The sequence below is a fragment of the Actinotalea alkalitolerans genome (assembly GCF_023369855.1).
Classification (GTDB): domain Bacteria; phylum Actinomycetota; class Actinomycetes; order Actinomycetales; family Cellulomonadaceae; genus Actinotalea.
The window spans coordinates 19,985-37,749 of record NZ_JAMBPP010000002.1 but is presented as its reverse complement, the minus strand read 5'-3'; the positions used below and the strand labels follow the sequence as shown (position 1 = coordinate 37,749).

Genomic DNA, 17,765 nt, shown 5'->3' with positions numbered 1-17,765 from the left:
GTGTGATTGCACTCAGTGCACTTCTGCACTTAGTGTAGGCAGGTGACCGCCCCCCTCCTGGCCCCTGACCGGCGAGCATCGGTCAAGGAGCGCCACCGGCAGGCGATCCTCGACGCCGCCGGGGCACTCATGCAGGAGCACGGTGGGGTCCACTTCACGGTCGACCAGCTTGCCGACAGGGCAGCGCTGTCGCGCCGCACCGTGTTCAACCACTTCGCCTCCCTGGACGACATCGTCACGGCGGTCTGCAGCGGCGTGCTGAGTGAGCTCGTCGAGAACCTCGTCGCCGGGGCGACCGCCCTGGACGGGCCGGACGGCGCCGCGACGTCCATGGTCGACGAGGTCGCGCACACGCTCCGGGTGACCGACATGGTCACCCCGATGTCCTACCTCACCCGGTCGCTGGGCTACACCGTGGACGAGTCGCCCTGGCGGACGGCCCTGATCCTGCGCAGCCTGGACCACCTGGGCGGCCACTTCTCGGCCGCGATGGCCTCCCGTCACCCGGGTGTGGACACCCTGCGGATCGACCTGCTGACCAGCGCGCTGATGAGCGGGCTCTCGACCCTCCACCGGCACTGGTACGACCGGACCGGTGCCGCCGACGACGAGCACTCCCGGCGCGTCTGGGCCGAGCTCGTCGACCAGCTCCTCGAGACCCTGCACGCGGGCTACGGGTAGACCCCGGACCGCACCGGCACCCTGGCGGGCGTACGCCCCACCCTCGTCCACCCCTGTTCACCCGCACGCTCCGGAAGGTCGTCATGGCAGAGCTCCTCTACCGCCTCGGACAGTTCTCGGCGAGGCGCGCACGCGCGGTCGTCGCCGCCTGGTTCGCCGTCCTCGCCCTCGCCGCCGTGGCGTTCGCCGTGGCCGGCGGGTCGCTCGCGACCGGGCTGACCATCCCGGGCACCCCGACCGCCGAGGTGACCGAACGCCTCACCACCGAGTTCCCCGAGGCCTCCGGAGGGACCGGGACCGTCGTCTTCACCACCGACGACGGCGCACCCTTCACCCAGGAGCAGCAGGCCGCCCTCAGCGGTCTCATCGCCGAGGCAGCGGACCTCCAGGACGTCACCACCGTGGTGGACCCCTTCGTGACCGAGGCCGAGCGCAGCGCTCAGGTCCAGCAGGTCGAGCAGGGTCGGACGCAGCTCGAGCAGGGCCGCGAGCAGCTCGCCCAGGGTCAGGCCGAGCTCGACCAGGGCCGCGCGCAGGCCGAGGCCGCGGGGATGCTCGAGATGGTCGCGCCCGAGCTCGACGCCCAGCAGGCAGCCATCGACGAGGGGCTGCTCCAGCTCGAGGAGCAGGCCCTTCAGCTCGAGGTCGGTGCGCAGCTGCTGGAGATGTCCACCGAGATCCGCACCGTCTCCCAGGACGGCAGCGCGGCCATCGCGACCGTGGCGTTCACGCAGACCCAGTTCGAGGTCGCGGACGAGACGCGCGAGGCCGTGGTCGACACCCTGGGCGCCGGCACCGTCCCCGGGGTGACGGCTGACGTCTCGGCCGAGATCCTCACCGGGGTCCCCGAGATCCTCGGTGTCGGGGAGGCCGTGGGCGTCGTCGTCGCGGGGATCGTCCTGGTCGTCATGCTCGGGACCTTCGTCGCCGCCGGGCTGCCGATCCTGACCGCGCTGATCGGCGTGGGGATCGGTGCCCTGGGGGCCCTGTCGCTCTCGGGTGTGGTCGAGATGGTGTCGGTGACCCCGGTGCTCGGTGTCATGCTCGGCCTGGCGGTCGGGATCGACTACACGCTGTTCATCGTCAACCGGCACCGACGCCAGCTGCTGCAGGGGTACGACGTCGAGGAGTCGATCGGCCTGGCGAACGGCACCTCGGGCAACGCCGTGGTCTTCGCCGGCGCGACCGTGATCATCGCGCTGCTCGCCCTGAACGTCACCGGGATCCCCTTCCTGGGCCTGATGGGCACGATCGGTGCGATGTGCGTGGCGATCGCGGTGGTCATCGCGGTCACGCTCACCCCGGCGCTGCTGGCACTGCTGGGTCGGCGTGTGCTGCGTCGCCGCGACCGGGCGCCGGTCGCCGAGCTGGCGCCGCCGTCGGTGGGCGACGTCCGGCCGATGTCGTCGCTGGTCGCGGTGGGTCGGGTGGTGGCCTGCGTGGTCGGCCTGCTGATCCTGGCCGTGCCCGCCCTGTCGTTGCGCCTCGGGCTGCCCGACGGCTCCTCGGAGGGCGCGGACTCCACCCAGTACCAGGCGTACACCGCAGTCGCCGAGAAGTTCGGGCCGGGCCAGAACGGGCCGCTGCTGGTCGTGGCCGACCTGCCGGGCGGCCTCACCGAGCCCGAGGTCCTCGCCCACCAGGTGCGGATCGGCGCTGCGCTCTTCGAGCAGCCCGACGTGGTCGCGGTCGCCCCGATCGGGACCTCGCAGGACGGCACCGTCGCCGCCTTCCAGGTCGTTCCCGTCGACGGGCCGACCAGCGTCTCGACCGAGGAGCTGGTCCACGACCTGCGCGCGCTCTCGCCCCTGGACGGCCAGATCCCGGTCGCTGTCGCGGGCCTGGCGAGCGGGGCGATCGACATCTCCGACAAGCTCGCCGACGCCCTGCCGTTCTACCTCGCCGTCGTGGTGGGCCTGTCGATGATCATCCTGATCATCGTCTTCCGGTCGATCTTCGTCCCGGTCATCGCGACGCTCGGCTTCGTGCTCTCCTACTTCGCCGCCCTGGGCGGTGTGGTGGCCATCTACCAGTGGGGCTGGCTCGGTGCCGTGTTCGGGGTCGACAACCCCGGGCCGGTGCTCAGCTTCCTGCCGACCATCCTGGTGGGGATCCTCTTCGGCCTCGCGATGGACTACATGCTGTTCCTCGGCTCGGGCATGCGTGAGGCGTACGCGCACGGTGCCCCGGCACGGCTCGCCGTCGTGCAGGGGGTGCGGGCCGGCCGGGCGGTCGTCACGGCCGCCGCGATCATCATGATCTCGGTGTTCGGCGGGTTCATCTTCGCGCACAGCGCGATGATCCGGCCGATCGGCTTCGCGCTCGCCTTCGGGGTGCTCGTGGACGCCTTCGTGGTCCGGATGGTCCTGGTGCCCGCGCTCATGCACCTGGCTGCCGAGAAGGCGTGGTGGCTGCCCCGGTGGCTCGACCGCCTGCTGCCCGACGTCGACGTCGAAGGGGCTGCGCTCGAGCGTCGCCACCCCCACCACGAGCCGTCGACCGGTGAGGTGGAGGCCGGGGCGCTGCGGTGACCGGCCACCGTTGACCCCGCGCCGACACCGGTCATAGCCTCGATCGAGGGATCTCGCGGGTGTTCGGCGTGAGGAGTCGATCATGGTGCAGACGACCGTGGACAGTGCCCACCTGGACTCCCTGCGCAGCAGGGTGCAGGGCGTGGTGACAGCCGTCGACGACCCGGGGTACGAGGACGTCCGGGCCGTGTGGAACGCGATGGTCCGGCACCGTCCCGCCGTCGTCGTCCGGGCCCACGGGGTCGCTGACGTCGCGCCCACGATCGCCTTCGCCCGCGAGCACGGGCTCGAGCTCGCGGTGCGCGGTGGCCGCCACAACGTGGCCGGGACGGGCACGGTCGACGGTGGCCTGGTGCTGGATCTGCGCGACCTGTGCGCGGTGTCCGTCGACCCCGCGGGGATGACGGTCCGCGTCGAGGGCGGGGCGACGCTCGCGCACGTCGACGCCGCCACCGCACCGCACGGGCTGGCGGTGCCCCTCGGGGTCGTCTCGGGCACCGGCGTCGCGGGCCTGACGCTCGGGGGAGGGGTCGGGTGGCTGACCCGGGCGTACGGGCTCGCCGCCGACAACCTGCTCCAGGTCGAGCTCGTGACCGCCGACGGGCGCACCGTGACGGCAGACGCCACGCAGCACGACGAGCTGTTCTGGGCGCTGCACGGGGGCGGGGGGAACTTCGGGGTGGCCACCGCCCTGACCTTCCGTGCCCACCGGCTGGGACCCGAGGTCTACGTCGGCAACCTCGTCTACGGCCAGGACCGGTGGCCCGAGGTCTGGGCGGCGTTCGAGGCCTGGACGCGGGACCTCCCGGACGAGATGACGGCCATCGTGACGACCATGACGCCGCCCCCGATGCTCGAGCTCGGGGACGAGCCGGTGCTCATCGTGGGCTTCGCCTGGTCGTCCCCTGACCACGCCGCGGGGGAGGTGCTCGTGGACCGTCTGCGTGAGGTCGTGCCGCCCGACGAGCAGGAGGTCGTCCGGATGCCTTGGGTCGACTGGCAGTCCGCCGTCGACCCGTTGTTCCCCCACGGGGTGCGCGCCTACTGGCGCAACACCTCCTTCGACCGTCTGGACGAGGAGGTCGTGGACGTCCTGGTCCGTCGCGGGGCCGAGCAGCGCTGGGTGGGGACCGCCTTCGACGTGCACCACATGGGAGGTGCCTACGGTCGGGTTCCCGAGGCCGCGACGCCCTTCCCGCGGCGTGACGCCCGGTTCTGGATCAACGTCTACGGGTTCTGGACCGACGAGGCTGACGACGACGCCCGGGTCGCGTTCGTCCGGGGGCTGTCGGCGGACCTGCAGCCCTTCGCCACCGGGGGCGAGTACGTGAACTTCCAGGGCAGTGAGGCCTCGGGACACCGGGTGCTCGACCCGCGGGCGGTGTTCGGTGAGGACAAGTACCGACGGCTCGTCGCGGTCAAGCACCGCTACGACCCGCACAACCTCTTCCACCGCAACCACAACATCGCGCCCGAGATCGCGGTCTGAGCGCCGTGCGACCCGGGGCGGGAGCGGGCGGGCGGGTGCCCGGCCTGCACCCGCCCCGGGGCCGTCATCGGGGGCGGTGAGTCACTCGAACAGGGCGTTCACCTGGGCGTTGGCCTCGCTGTACACGTCGGCGTCCCGCTGGAAGGACAGGAAGCGCTCGCCGGCTGCGGTGACGAGCGAGTTCAGCTCGGCCCAGTTCTCCGCGATCGGGGCGAGGTGCGTGGTGCCCTCCTCGACGTGGACGGTGAAGGGCGCCACGTCGTAGCCCTTCGCCTCGAAGGCCTCCACGGCCTTGTCGAGCGAGCTCTGGACGGCGGGGAACACCACGGCCTGCTCGGCGACGATGTCCTGGCAGTCGGCCGAGCCGAGGAAGCTGACCCACTGCCACGCGGCGTCGGGGTTGTCTGTGCCGGCCCAGACGGAGTCGGCCAGCCCGTTGAAGAGACTCGCGCGCTCACCCGTGGGGCCCACGGGTGTGGGGGCGATCGCCGTCTCGACACCCTCGAGGGTCATGTACGCGTTGGTGTTCCAGCTGCCCTCGGTGACCATCGCGGCCTTGCCCGCGCCGTAGGTCTCCATGATGGAGACGCCTGACGTCGCGATCTCGAACGAGGGCATGTAGCCCTTCTCGATCAGCGAGCGCCACCAGGTCAGGGCCTCCTGGAACTCCGGGGAGTCGTACCCGAACCGGGTGCCCCACGGGTTCTGGTCGGAGTACTCGAAGCCGTTGCTCATCGCGTACATCGACCACTCGGTCTGGCCGAAGGCGCCACCAGCACCGGCCAGGGCGAGTCCGTAGACCTCGACGTCGTCCTTGTCGAAGCCCGGCTCGTCACCGTGCACCCCGTTGGCGTCGACGGTCAGCGAGGCGATCGCCGCCTCGTACGTCCCCCCGTCGGTGGGGTTCCACTCCAGGACGGACATCTCCTCGGGGGTCAGCCCGGCGTCGGCGAGCATCGTGGAGTTGTAGAAGATCGCGATGGTGTCCCAGTCCTTGGGCAGGCCGTACCGAGCACCCTCCTGGTCCACCCACAGGTCGGCGAGCCCGTCCTGGTACTGGTCCAGGTCGACGCCGTCGGCGGCCACCTGCTCGGAGAGGTCCAGCAGCTGGTCCTGGGCCGCGAACTGCGGGTACTGCGAGAGGTGGTTGGTGAAGACGTCGGGGGCGTTGCCCGCCACGAAGTTGTTGGTCAACGAGCTCCAGTAGTCGTCCCATCCGTACTGCTCGATCTTGACGCTGACGCCGGACTCCTCGGTGAAGGCGTCGGCGCAGGCCTGGTAGGCACCGAGCTGGTTGGTGTCCCACAGCCAGTAGCTGAGGGTGTCGCCGGCGGGGGCGGCGTCGCTGCCGCTGCCGCTGTCACCGCCCGAGCACGCTGCCAGGGCGGCGAGCGGGAGGACGGCCAGGGCGGCCATCGTGCGGACGTGTCGGGGCATGGTGGTGGTCCTTTCGGGACTGCGGTGCGGGATGGGGTGATCTCCGGCGGGAGCCGGTGAGGGGCCTACTTGATGCCCGAGAAGCCGATCGAGTTGATGATCTTGCGGCCCAGGACGAGGTAGAGGATGAGGATCGGCAGGGCCGCGATGAGGGTGGCCGCCATCAGGCCCGCCCAGTCGGGGCTGCCCTGGGGCGTCTGGGAGCGGAAGATCCCCAGGGCCACGGTCAGCACCCGGACCGACTCCTCCTTGCCGACCAGCAGCGGCCAGAAGTAGTCGTTCCAGCTGGTGATGTAGGTGAGCAGCGCGAGGGTGCTGATCGGCGCCGAGGACATCGGCAGGATGATCGTCAGGAACACCCGGAACCGGCCGGCGCCGTCGATCATCGCGGCCTCCTCGATCTCGCGGGGGATGCCGAGGAAGAACTGCCGCAGGAAGAACACCGCGAACGGGGTCATGAGCAGTCCCGGCAGGACGATCCCGAGGTAGGTGTTGAGCAGGCCCAGGTCCTTGATGAGGACGAAGTTGGGCAGGGTGGTGAAGATCGGCGGGATCATCAGCGCGGTGATGAAGGCGAAGAAGAGCTTGTCCCGCCCCGGCCAGGTCAGCCGGGCGAACGCGTAGGCGGCCATCGCGCAGAAGAAGACCTGCCCGACGGTCGTCGTCGTCGCCACGATCAACGAGTTCTTGAGGTAGAGCCAGAAGTTCACGCTCGCCCCCGAACCTCCCTGGGCGATCGCCTCGGCCTGCGTCGACAGGCCCAGCACGCGCTCGAAGGCGCCGAGGGTGATGTCGGCCGGCAGGAACGAGTCGGCGTTGGAGGCCAGGGACCGGGTGTTGGACAGCGCGGTCCGCAGCATCCAGTAGAACGGGAACAGCGTCGCCAGCAGGGACGCGATCATGAAGACCCACGCGGCGGTCCGGCCGAGCGACGGGCGGCGCAGCCGTCGCCGACGGGGCACGGTCGTGGGATCTGCGGCTACGGGGAGAACGGCCATGGTCGTCCCCTCTCAGGACAGGTCCGACTCGCCCGCGCGCAGCAGCTTGATCTGCGCGAAGGCGACGGACGCGAGGACGAGGAAGAGGACCACCGAGATCGCCGAGGCGTACCCGAAGTCGAACCGGACGAAAGCCAGCTCGTAGATGTAGTAGTAGACGACCCGGGTCGCGTTGACCGGCCCGCCGGCCGTGGTCACCGCGACCGTGTCGAAGATCTGGAAGGACCCCGTGACGGTGATGACCAGCACCATCGCCAGGACCGGCCGCAGCAGCGGGAGGGTGATCGTGAAGAACGAGCGGACCTCACCGGAGCCGTCGAGCGAGGCCGCCTCGTACAGGTGCGTCGGGATGGTCTGCAGGCCTGCGAAGATCAGCAGGGCCGTGTAGCCCATGTGGCGCCACACGTTGATCATCGCGATCGTCGGGATGGCCCACTGCGAGTCGCCGAAGAAGGCGATCCGGTCCATGCCGAGCCAGTCGAGCCCTCCGTTGACGATGCCGATCTGGTAGTCGAGCATCCAGAACCAGGTGAGCGCGACCACGACGTTGGCCACCAGGAAGGGCAGCAGCAGCGCACCGCGGACGGCCATCGAGGTGGTCAGACGGTGCATGAGCACGGCCAGGCCGAGGGACAGGACGGTCTGCGCCCCGATGTTGATCAGGACGTACTGCGCGGTGACGCCGAACGCGTTCCACACGAGCTCGTCCTGGATCAGGTCCTGGTAGTTCTCGGTGCCGACCCACGTCGGGGGCGACAGCACGCTGAAGTCGGTGAAGGAGTAGTACACGCCCCGCAGCGCGGGCCACACGTAGAAGACGAGGAAGCCGATCGTCGCGGGCCCGACGAACAGCAGCGCCGGCAGCAGGTCGCTGCGTGAGCGCTGCCCCCTGCGGCGTTGTGCCGTGCGTCCTGCCCGAGGTAGCCCTGGGGCGGGGCCCGGGCGGGAGGGTGTCACCGTGGTGGACATGGCATGCTCCAGACGCGTCGTTGCGGATGGTCTGCGGATGGTGAGCGGAGGTCAGAGGCGCTCGGCGTGGATGAGCGCGATGCGTTCGGGCAGCTGGGCGGGGGCCTGGACCCCGACGCTCGCCAGGACGTGGCCGGGAAGCGTGACCCCGGTGTCCCACCACGGCGCCGATCGTCGGTCCGGGCCGAACAGCGCGACGTCGGGCGTGAGCGGCGTGAGGCGGTACGACGCGCTCGGGTCCAGCCCGGGCAGGCGCACCCGTCCTGGTGGGGACCACACCGAGGTGGCGACGCTGGCCAGGGCGAACAGGGCCTGCGCGCCGTCGTGGGCCACCACCCCGTGGACCTGGAGGGCCGGGTCGGGGTGGTCGACCCGGACGACCCGGCCGGTGTGCAGCAGGTCGCGGTGCGTCTTGTAGGTCGCGACCCACCGGGCGAGCTCTGCACGCTCGCCGGTCGAGGCCGAGCGGAGGTCCCACTCGATCCCGAAGTGGCCGAACAAGGCCGTCGCAGCCCGGAACGAGAGCTCGTGGCGGCGGCCGGTGGAGTGCGAGAGGGGGGAGCCCACGTGGGAGCCGACGAGCTCGGGCGGCAGCAGCAGCCCGGTCCATCGCTCGATCTGCTGACGCTCGAGGGCGTCGATGCAGTCGCTGGCCCAGATGCGGTCGGTCCGCTCGAGGATGCCCAGGTCGGCTCGGGCTCCTCCCGACGAGCACGACTCGATCTCCAGGCCGGGGTGCGAGGCCTTGAGAGCGTCGATCAGCCGGTAGACGGCCAGGGTCTGGTCGTGGACGCCGGCCCGGCCGTGCGGGGACCGGCCGGCCTCGACGAGGTCGCGGTTGTGGTCCCACTTGATGTAGTCGATCGCGTACTCCCGGACCAGGGAGTCCAGACGCTCCAGGACGTGTGCGTAGGCGTCGGGGTGGGCCAGGTCCAGGACCTGCTGGCTGCGGGCCGCGGGGGGCAGCCGGTGGCCTGCCGACAGGATCCACTCCGGGTGCGCGCGGGCCAGGTCGGAGTCGGGGTTGATCATCTCGGGCTCGAACCAGAGACCGAACTGCATGCCGCGTGAGCGCACGTGCTCGACCAGTGGTCCGAGCCCGTCGGGCCAGACGGTCTCGTCGACGTACCAGTCACCCAGGCCGGCCGTGTCGTCGCGGCGCCCGCGGAACCAGCCGTCGTCCAGCACGAACCGTTCGACACCTACCTCGGCGGCGGCGTCGGCGAGCTCGACCAGGCTGTCCAGGCGGTGGTCGAAGTAGACCGCCTCCCAGGTGTTCAGGACGACGGGCCGAGGCCCGGTGGGGTGGTGGGCGCGGCCTCGGAGGTGGTCGTGGAACCGGGCCGACAGCTCGTCGAGCCCGGTGCCGTGGCTGCCGTACAGCCAGGGGCTCTCGTAGGTCTCCTGGGGGGCGAGCGTCCCCTCGCCGGGCAGCAGCAGCTCGCCACCGCCGAGGAGGCCCTCGCCGGTGTTGACCCGTTCGGCGAACGTGCGGTGGTTCCCGCTCCACGCCACGTGGACGCCCCACACCTGGCCGGTGGCGAAGCCGAACCCCGGCGTGCCCGCGATCAGCAGGAGGGTGGCGTCGGCTCCGGTGCGTCCGCGTCGGTTGTCCCGCTGGTGGGTGCCGAGCGTGAAGCCGTGCCGCTGGGGCGAGCGCTCACGCAGGTGGCGTCCGGTGAAGTCGAGGATCTCGGTGGCGTCGGTCGGCACCGGGAGCGTGGGGGTGAGGGAGTCGAGGGTGTAGGCGTCGTCCTGGGCGTCGTTGGTCACCCGGGCACGGGTACGCACCAGCCCGGAGGTCGTCAGCTCGAGCTCGAGCCGGAGGGTGAGCGAGGCGTCGGCGTCGGTGGCGTCGACCTCGACGCGGTGGGCGAGTGGAGCGGTGACCTCGACGACCTCGACGCGATGCACCAGGAGGGCGGGGGAGAAGTCCCGTCCCTGCCGGTGACCGGCCAGGCCGGGGGTCCCGAGCCAGCCGAGGGACTGCTCGGGGAGCACGCTGACCGGGACGGCCTCGTCGAGCATGCTCGAGACGACCTGCGCCTGCGATGCGGTGCGGAGCTCGTCGAGCGCCGTGGCGGTCAGGTCGCCGAGGTCCGTGCCCCAGTGCAGGACGCGCGGCAGGCGGTTCCCCGAGGTGTCCAGGACCACCGAGGTGCCACCCGCACGCAGGTGCAGGACGTCGCCGGTGGGAGGGCGGGGGACGGGGTGCGGCACGGAGGACTCCTTCGTCACGTGTGGTGCAGGTCACGCTGGTGAATAAATGCTGACGTAGAAGTAATGGCCTGTCAAGGGTGCGAGGTGCGCGGGATCGCTGTGCCCGAGCACGGCCTGACCGGCGCGATCGTCCGCAGGGATTTGTGTTCCGGATGAAGTAATGGCCTGACCTGCGTAGGCTGACCTCGTCATGGCGCGCCGGGTGGAGGGGAGGGATGCATGTCTCCCACGTGGAAGCCGCTGACCGGGACGAGCCGCGCGGTCGCCCTCGAGGTCCTCGTCCACGGGCCGCTGTCCCGGGTCGAGCTCGCTCGGCGCATGGAGATGTCCCAGGGCAGCCTCACCCGCCTCACCAAGCCGCTGGTCGACCGTGGCCTGCTGCTGGAGGTCAACGGCACCCGGGGTGCGGGCTCCGGGGTGGGCCGCCCCCAGAAGCCTCTTGACGTGCTGGCCACCGCGCACCACTTCGTCGGGGTCAAGCTCACCGGCGAGACCGCGTACGGGGTCCTCACGACCCTGCGCGCAGAGGTCGTGGCCCAGGAGACGGAGACCTTCGACGACACCTCGCCGCAGAACGTCACCGCCGTGATCTCCCGGCTCGTGAGCCGACTGTCCACCGGGGCGCCGTCGGTCACGGCCGTCGGCGTCAGCCTCGGTGGGCACGCGGCCGACCACCAGAGCGTGGCGAGCGCGCCCTACCTGCACTGGGTCGACGTCCCGCTGGCTGCCATGGTCGAGGCCGCCACGTCGCTGCCGACCGTGGTGGAGAACGACCTCGTCGCCCTGACCGAGGCCGAGAGCTGGTTCGGCGCCGGACCCGGCCTCGACCAGTTCGCGGTCGTCACCGTGGGTGCCGGCGTCGGGTTCGGCCTGGTCGTGCGGGGCCATCAGGTGACCAACGCCGACATCGGGCTCGGGCTGGTCGGTCACATCCCGCTCGACCCGAACGGGCCGGTCTGCTTCCAGGGCCACCGCGGCTGCTCGACCGCGATGCTCAGCATGGAGTCCATCGCCGGGGCGGTGTCGGTGGCCCTCGGGCGGAGGGTCACCTACGACCAGGCCCTCGACCTGGCGGCCGCAGGGGACCCGGCGGCGGGCCGTGTCGTCGGCGAAGCGGGCCGCGCCCTGGGCCGCATGCTCGCCCTCGTCGCGAACTTCACCATGCCGCGCAAGGTCGTCCTCGGTGGCGAAGGGGTGCGGCTCGTCGAGGTCGCCCGCGGGGCGATCGACGACGCCCTCAGGGCGGACCGCGACCCCAAGGCCAGCCCGCTGGTCCTGGAGGTCCGGCCCGGTGACTTCACCGAGTGGGCACGCGGCGCTGCGGTCGTCGCGATCCAGACCTACGTGCTCGGGGTCGACTGAGGGGTGCGGGTCGGGGCGTCATCGTCCGGCTCCTCGTCCGCGACGACCAGGTACGGGCGGCCGTCGGCGGCGGTGACACGTCGCAGCTCGCGGCCGAGCAGGTCGGCCCGAGCGCGCTGCTCGTCGGTGACCTCGCCGGCCCGGTCGGCCTGCGCGACCTCAGCCGGGCCCGTGAACGGCAGGAGGAAGCGCTCGGTGAAGCGCAGGCCGAGCGACCTGCGTCGCCCGCCTCGTCCGCCACCGTGTGCCGGCGGCGTGGCCGCCCGTCCCCGCTGCGCTGACGTCATGCGACCAGTATCGCTCCGCCCGCGGCGGCGTGGGCCTCAGGAACCCGCGGCCAGCGCCCGGACCGCGTCGATGGTGTCGGCCTCGTCGGCCACCTTGTCCTGTCGGTACCGCAGCACCCGGGCGAAGCGCAGCGCGAGCCCGCCGGGGTAGCGGGTCGACCGTTGCAGTCCGTCGAAGGCCACCTCGACGACCTGCTCAGGACGCAGCGTCACCGTCCACCCGTCGTCGCGGACCTCGAGCTCGCGGAAGCGCTCGGTCTGCCACGCGAGCATCTCGTCGGTCATGCCCTTGAACGTCTTGCCGAGCATCACGAAGCCGCCGGCCGGGTCGCGGGCGCCGAGGTGGATGTTCGACAGCAGGCCACGCCGGCGGCCCGAGCCCCGCTCGACGGCCAGGACGACGAGGTCGAGGGTGTGACGCGGCTTGACCTTGACCCACGCGCTTCCCCGACGGCCCGCCTCGTACGGCGCGGCGAGGTCCTTGACGATCACCCCCTCCTGACCCTGCGCCACCCACCGGGCGAAGGCCTGCTGCGCGACGTCGGCGTCGTCGGTGGTGACGCGCTCCACGGCGTGCTCACCGGCGACGGCGTCCAGCGCGGCCAGGCGCTGGGACAGCGGGGCGTCGAGCAGGTCCTGCCCGTCGAGGTGCAGCAGGTCGAAGAAGAACGGGCTGAGCCGGGTGGTCGCGGCCACCTCCGCGTCGTGGGTGGCTCCGCGGGCCGAGGTCTCCTGGAACGGGAGCGGGCGACCGTCCGCGTCCAGGGCCAGGGCCTCGCCGTCCAGCACCACCGAACGCACCGCCATCGCGCGGACGGCCGCGGCGATCTCGGGCACGCGGACGGTGATGTCGTCCAGGCTGCGGGTGAAGACCCGCACGTCGTCTCCCTCGCGGTGCACCTGGATGCGGATGCCGTCGAGCTTGGCGTCCACGACCACAGGACGGCCCACGAACCCCTCGAACGCGGCGCCGACGTCGGTCGCCGAGCCGGCGAGCATCGGCCGGACGGGCCGCCCGACGCTCAGCCCGAAGCCCTCCAGTGCTGCGCGCGCCGCCTCGGGGCCGCCCGCGCCGAGCGCGGCCTCGGCCACCGGTTCGGTCGCGCCGGCCAGCATGGCGGCGCGTCGCACGAGCGGCACCGGCACGCCGGCAGCCTCGGCCACGGCGTCCAGGAGCAGCGCGTCGAGCGCCCCCTGCCGCAGCTCGCCGGTGACCAGGCCGCGCAGGAGGATCTGCTCGGCCTCGGTCGCCGCACCGAAGAGCTCGGCCGCCAGGGTCGCCCGGCTGGTCGCCGAGCCGGGTCCGGCGAGCTGCGACATCCGCTCGAAGGTCGCGTCGACGTCCAGGACGTGCAGGGACGGCTCGGCGGCGGGCTCGGGCACCGTGGTCAGGGACCGCCACCCCAGGCCGGTGCGGCGCTGGCGCAGCTCCCCGGACAGGTACCGGGCCACCACGGGCACCTCGCGCGGCGAGGTGCGACGCAGGACGTCCACCAGCAGCGCACGTTTGGCCAGGCGCGAACGGGTCGCGGACAGGGCCCGCGAGGTGGCGGCGAGGTCGGCGAGCAGCACGGGACCATCCTGCTCCTGGTGGGGTCTCGCCGCTCGCCGCTCGCCGGCCGTGAGTCGTCAGCCGTCAGCCGTCAGCCCGCGGCACCGGTGCTGGCCATGTGGCGGGCGCCGCGCAGGCCGAAGACCACGGCCGGCCCGATGGTCGATCCCGGTCCCGGGTAGGTGCGGCCCATGACCGAGGCCGAGCAGTTGCCCGCCGCGTACAGCCCCTCGATGACCGAGCCGTCCTCGCGCAGGGCGCGGGCGTCGGCGTCGGTGAGCACGCCACCCTTGGTGCCCAGGTCCCCGATGACGATCTTGAAGGCGGTGAACGGACCCTTCTCGATCGGTCCCAGGCAGGGGTTGGGGTGCACGCTCGGGTCGGCGTAGTACCTGTCGTACGCCGAGTTCCCGCGGCCGAAGTCCCCGTCCACGCCGGACCGGGCGAAGCCGTTGAAGCGGTCGATCGTGGCCTTGAGCCGGGACGGCTCGATGTCCATCGCCCGGGCCAGCTCGACCAGCGTCGGAGCCTTCACCAGGATCCCCGCCTCGGCCATGGCCTTGTTCGCACGTGGGTCCATCGCGTAGCTACGCAGGTAGCGGCGGGCGTGACGGACGTCGGCGAGCAGCCAGTAGGTGCCGTCCTTGTCGTGCTCGAGCATGTGGTGCCCGAGGTCCACGTACGACTCCGACTCGTTGGCGATCCGGTCGCCCTGGCCGTCCACGATGATCGAGTAGGGGAACGAGCGCTCCCCGACGATGAAGCCGATCGCGTCGTCGCCGACCGGGGCGATGGTCGCGCCCCACCAGGCGTCGTCCATCAGCTCGAGCGCCGCCCCGACACCCTGGGCGATCTCGATCGGACGACCCAGGTTGCCGGGGTTGCCCGAGGGGGTGCCGTCGATGCCGTGGTGCTTCTGGCGCCAGTCGACGTTGTGGTCGAAGCCACCGGCGGCCAGCATCACGCCGCGGGTCGCGCCCACGGTGACCGGGCGTCCGTCGCGCGTCGTGCGCACACCGACGACCCTGCCGTTCTCGACGATCAGGTCCTCCAGCGGCGCCTCGAGCCAGAGCGGCACCCCCTGCTTCTGCACGACGATGTCGAGGAACGCCGAGCCGAGCGCTGCGCCCGTGCCCACCAGCCGCTTGCCGCGGACCGCGCCGCCCAGGGTGCGGAAGACGAACTGCGCACCGCGGACGAAGCCCGCCGGTGTCGACCACGCACGGCCGAGCAGCCACACGTCGTCGGTCTTGAGCGGGATCGGGAGCATCGCGCGGGTGGACCGCCACCACGAGCCGATGCGCTTGGCGTCGAAGGGCTCGACCTCCAGGGCGCGGCCGATCTTCCCGCCGGGCAGCTCGGGGTAGTAGTCGGGGTAGTCGGCCGCGCGGGCGAACCGCATGCCGTACCTCTCGGCGGTGGCGACGAAGTCGGCCACGCTGTCGACGAAGGCCTCCTTGCGCTCGCGGGACGAGGCGCGGCCCTCGTCGCCGATGGTCGCCTGCATGTAGGTGAGGGCGTCCTCGCGCGAGTCGCCGATCCCGGCGCGCTGCATGACGGGGTTGTCGGGCAGCCACATGCCACCGCCTGACATCGCGGTGCTGCCGCCCCACTTGTCGGTGGACTCGATCATGAGGACCGTCAGGCCCTCGTCCGCGGCGGCCATCGCCGTGGCGAAGCCGGCCCCGCCGGAGCCCACGACGACGACGTCGTAGGTGTGGTCGTAGGGCTGCGTGCTCGTCATGTCGTCTCCTCGTGGACGAAACGGACACCACTGTCCGTTTCTCTCCACCCAGGATGTCGACCTCGCTGTGCGGGCGCAACACCCTCGGCGGCGAGGCGTACGGCGGACGGTGCGTGCCGGCACCGTCGGCGTGGCGAGGCGCGAGGCGCGTCGGACCAAGGTCCCGACCGCAGGGTGTTTCCAGCCCGTCCCGCGCCTGCGGTGCGCAGCGTCCCGGCAGGAGGACGGCGAGCTCGACGCCGGTCAGGACGCCGTGCTCGTCACGCGGTACGGCCTGGTCCCAGGCGCAGCTCGGGGACGGGGATCGGCAGGTCGCCTCGCGACTCGGGGCGCAGCCCCCGCAGCGCCAGCTCGAGGGCACGCTCGACCGGCGCGGGCAGGGGGCTCGAGCTCTGGGCGGTGATCACCCCGTCGAGCATCGCGATGACGAGGAAGGCGTCCACCAGGCTGGTCCCCGGGCGGACCGCACCCGCGTGGCGCGCGCGTTCGAGGGCGACCGCGAGGAGCCGCTGCGTCCGTTGCACGACCCCGTCCAGGGCCTGCCTCTCCTCGGCGAGGGCACGGATGGTGGGGACCAGGCCCGGCAGGTCGACCTGGAACCAGCAGATCTCGACGATCAGTCGTTCCAGGAGGTCCTCGCCCTGGTAGGTGCGGGCGTACTCCTCGAGGGTCTCGACCCGCTTCTCGAGCACGGCGGCCAGCAGCGCGCTCCGGTCGGGGAAGTGGCGGTACAGCGTGCCTCGACCCACGACCGCCCGCTGGGCGACGAGGTCCAGCGGCGCGGCGGCGCCCGACTCGCGGAAGACGTCGGTGGCGGCCTGCACGATCTTGGCGCGGTTGCGCCGCACGTCCTGCCGCAGGTTCATGTGCTCGAGCGTAGCGACGCGAGGTCGGGTGCTCCGGCCCCGACCTCCGGACCCGGCCGGGACGCCCGACGGGCGAGCGTGCGGCCGGGGTGGGTGCGAGGATCGCTCGATGACCTCCTCCTCCTCGCACCGTCATGTCGAGCTCGAACGGATCGCGGCCGGGGCCTACCTGGCGCGCAACGCGCGCGGAGGCACGCTGCAGATGGGTAGCGGCTCGTCGACGGACTTCACCCCGGTCGAGCTCTTGCTCGCGGCGATCGCCGGGTGCTCGGCGGTCGACGTCGACGGGATCACCGCGCGACGGGCCGAGCCCGAGGTCTTCCGTGCGCGGGTCGACGCCCAGAAGGTGCGCGACGACGCCGGCAACATCCTGCGGGACATCGAGCTGACCTTCACGATCTCCTTCCCCGAGGGGGAGGCGGGCGACGCCGCCCGGGCCGCCCTGCCGCGCGCGCTCCAGGTCTCGCACGACCGCGCGTGCACCGTCACGCGGACCATCGAGGCGGGGGTCCCGGTGACCGTGCGGCTCGGCTGAGCGCGAGCTGACGTGCCCGTCCGACGGTGGTCAGCACCCGGTACCCGCGGTGGTCGTGCGGGAATCCATGGGCCGCCCGGCCGTGTTGAGCAGGTCATCTGATCCACATGCGTTCTTCCGAGTGGTTGATCGACGCAGCGCATCCCAGGAGGACCCATGCCCGTCCGCGGAACCGACTACCGGCACGACCTGCTCTTCGGCTCGTTCGTCACCCCGACCGCATCGGCCCCCGAGCGGGTGGTCGGCCTGGCCGTCGCCTCCGAGCAGGCCGGCCTGGACCTGGTCACCTTCCAGGACCACCCTTACCAGTCGGGCTTCCTGGACACCTGGACCCTGCTGTCGTACGTCGCTGCGCGGACCGAGCGCATCCGGGTCGCGGCCAACGTCACGAGCCTCCCGCTGCGCCCCCCGGCGGTGCTGGCCCGCGCTGCGGCGAGCCTCGACCTGCTCAGCGGGGGCCGGGTCGAGCTGGGCCTGGGCGCCGGGGCCTTCTGGGACGCGATCGAGGCGATGGGCGGCAGACGGCTCACCCCCGGGCAGGCGGTCGAGGCCCTGAGCGAGGCCATCGACGTCATCCGCGGCACCTGGGACGCCGGCGACAGGTCGCGGCTCGTGGTCGACGGCACCCACTACCGCGTCGAGGGTGCCAAGCGAGGCCCTGCTCCGGCGCACCCGATCGGCGTGTGGCTCGGCGCGTACAAGCCGCGGATGCTGCGCCTCGTCGGCCAGAAGGCCGACGGGTGGCTGCCCTCCCTGGGGTACCTGTCCTCCCCGGCGGACCTCACCGAGGGCAACCGGCGCATCGACGAGGCCGCGTCCGAGGCCGGCCGGGACCCGCGTGCGGTACGACGGCTGCTCAACATCGGGGGCTCGTTCTCCGCCGAGCGCAGCGACAGGCTGCTCGTCGGCCCACCGTCGCAGTGGGTCGAGCAGCTGGCCGGCCTGACCCTGGAGCACGGGGTGAGCGGGTTCATCCTGATGGCCGACGACGCCGCGACCCTGCAGCTCCTCGGGCAGGAGATCGCTCCCGCGGTCCGTGAGCTCGTCGCTGCCGAGCGGGCCGGCTGACCACGACGTGGACCGCTGACGCCGCA

General features: G+C 72.0%; 14 protein-coding genes. 6 read left to right on the top strand and 8 right to left on the bottom strand.

Features of this window, described 5'->3' with window-relative positions:
* Positions 1-42 precede the first annotated feature (42 nt).
* From M1R94_RS01970 to M1R94_RS01960, 3 genes are all read left to right on the top strand, one after another.
* On the top strand, positions 43-681 hold the full coding sequence (locus M1R94_RS01970; protein ID WP_249379992.1) for a TetR/AcrR family transcriptional regulator: 639 nt from the start codon (positions 43-45) through the stop codon (positions 679-681).
* Positions 682-764: 83 nt separating this feature from the next.
* Positions 765-3,212: an MMPL family transporter gene (locus tag M1R94_RS01965; RefSeq protein ID WP_249379991.1), complete on the top strand. Its 2,448-nt coding sequence runs from the start codon at positions 765-767 to the stop codon at positions 3,210-3,212.
* 82 nt (positions 3,213-3,294) lie between these two features.
* Positions 3,295-4,701 carry an FAD-binding oxidoreductase gene (locus M1R94_RS01960; RefSeq protein WP_249379990.1) on the top strand — a complete coding sequence of 469 codons (1,407 nt, stop codon included), beginning with the start codon at positions 3,295-3,297 and terminating at the stop codon, positions 4,699-4,701.
* Between the two features lie 81 nt (positions 4,702-4,782).
* Here the strand turns inward: M1R94_RS01960 and M1R94_RS01955 are convergent, their stop codons facing one another.
* The 4 genes from M1R94_RS01955 to M1R94_RS01940 all read right to left on the bottom strand — a co-directional run bounded on the left by M1R94_RS01955 (position 4,783) and on the right by M1R94_RS01940 (position 10,325).
* Positions 4,783-6,138: an ABC transporter substrate-binding protein gene (locus M1R94_RS01955; RefSeq protein WP_249379989.1), complete on the bottom strand. Its 1,356-nt coding sequence runs from the start codon at positions 6,136-6,138 to the stop codon at positions 4,783-4,785.
* A gap of 65 nt (positions 6,139-6,203) precedes the next feature.
* Entirely contained in the window at positions 6,204-7,136 is a 933-nt protein-coding gene (locus tag M1R94_RS01950) for a carbohydrate ABC transporter permease (RefSeq protein WP_249379988.1), read from the bottom strand.
* 12 nt (positions 7,137-7,148) lie between these two features.
* The gene (locus M1R94_RS01945; RefSeq protein ID WP_249379987.1) at positions 7,149-8,105 is read right to left on the bottom strand and encodes a carbohydrate ABC transporter permease; all 957 of its coding nucleotides are present in this window, start codon (positions 8,103-8,105) and stop codon (positions 7,149-7,151) included.
* 51 nt (positions 8,106-8,156) lie between these two features.
* A complete protein-coding gene (locus M1R94_RS01940) occupies positions 8,157-10,325 on the bottom strand; it encodes an alpha-galactosidase (protein ID WP_249379986.1) in 2,169 nt (722 codons plus the stop codon).
* Positions 10,326-10,544: 219 nt separating this feature from the next.
* On the opposite strand from M1R94_RS01940, the gene M1R94_RS01935 reads away from it, so the two are divergent.
* Positions 10,545-11,687 carry an ROK family transcriptional regulator gene (locus M1R94_RS01935; protein WP_249379985.1) on the top strand — a complete coding sequence of 381 codons (1,143 nt, stop codon included), beginning with the start codon at positions 10,545-10,547 and terminating at the stop codon, positions 11,685-11,687.
* On the opposite strand, the gene M1R94_RS01930 is transcribed toward M1R94_RS01935, so the two are convergent.
* From M1R94_RS01930 to M1R94_RS01915, 4 genes are all read right to left on the bottom strand, one after another.
* A complete protein-coding gene (locus M1R94_RS01930) occupies positions 11,666-11,974 on the bottom strand; it encodes a hypothetical protein (RefSeq protein WP_249379984.1) in 309 nt (102 codons plus the stop codon). The two genes, M1R94_RS01935 and M1R94_RS01930, sit on opposite strands and share 22 nt — an antisense overlap.
* A 36-nt stretch (positions 11,975-12,010) precedes the next feature.
* Positions 12,011-13,546 carry an ATP-dependent DNA ligase gene (locus M1R94_RS01925; RefSeq protein ID WP_249379983.1) on the bottom strand — a complete coding sequence of 512 codons (1,536 nt, stop codon included), beginning with the start codon at positions 13,544-13,546 and terminating at the stop codon, positions 12,011-12,013.
* A 71-nt stretch (positions 13,547-13,617) separates the two neighbouring features.
* Entirely contained in the window at positions 13,618-15,270 is a 1,653-nt protein-coding gene (locus M1R94_RS01920; RefSeq protein WP_249379982.1) for an FAD-binding protein, read from the bottom strand.
* A gap of 260 nt (positions 15,271-15,530) precedes the next feature.
* Entirely contained in the window at positions 15,531-16,136 is a 606-nt protein-coding gene (locus M1R94_RS01915) for a TetR/AcrR family transcriptional regulator (protein WP_249379981.1), read from the bottom strand.
* A 109-nt stretch (positions 16,137-16,245) separates the two neighbouring features.
* Here M1R94_RS01915 and M1R94_RS01910 point away from each other — a divergent pair, with 109 nt between their 5' ends.
* A complete protein-coding gene (locus M1R94_RS01910) occupies positions 16,246-16,671 on the top strand; it encodes an OsmC family protein (RefSeq protein WP_249379980.1) in 426 nt (141 codons plus the stop codon).
* A gap of 156 nt (positions 16,672-16,827) precedes the next feature.
* On the top strand, positions 16,828-17,739 hold the full coding sequence (locus M1R94_RS01905) for an LLM class flavin-dependent oxidoreductase (RefSeq protein WP_308199859.1): 912 nt from the start codon (positions 16,828-16,830) through the stop codon (positions 17,737-17,739).
* The last annotated feature ends 26 nt before the right edge of the window (positions 17,740-17,765 follow it).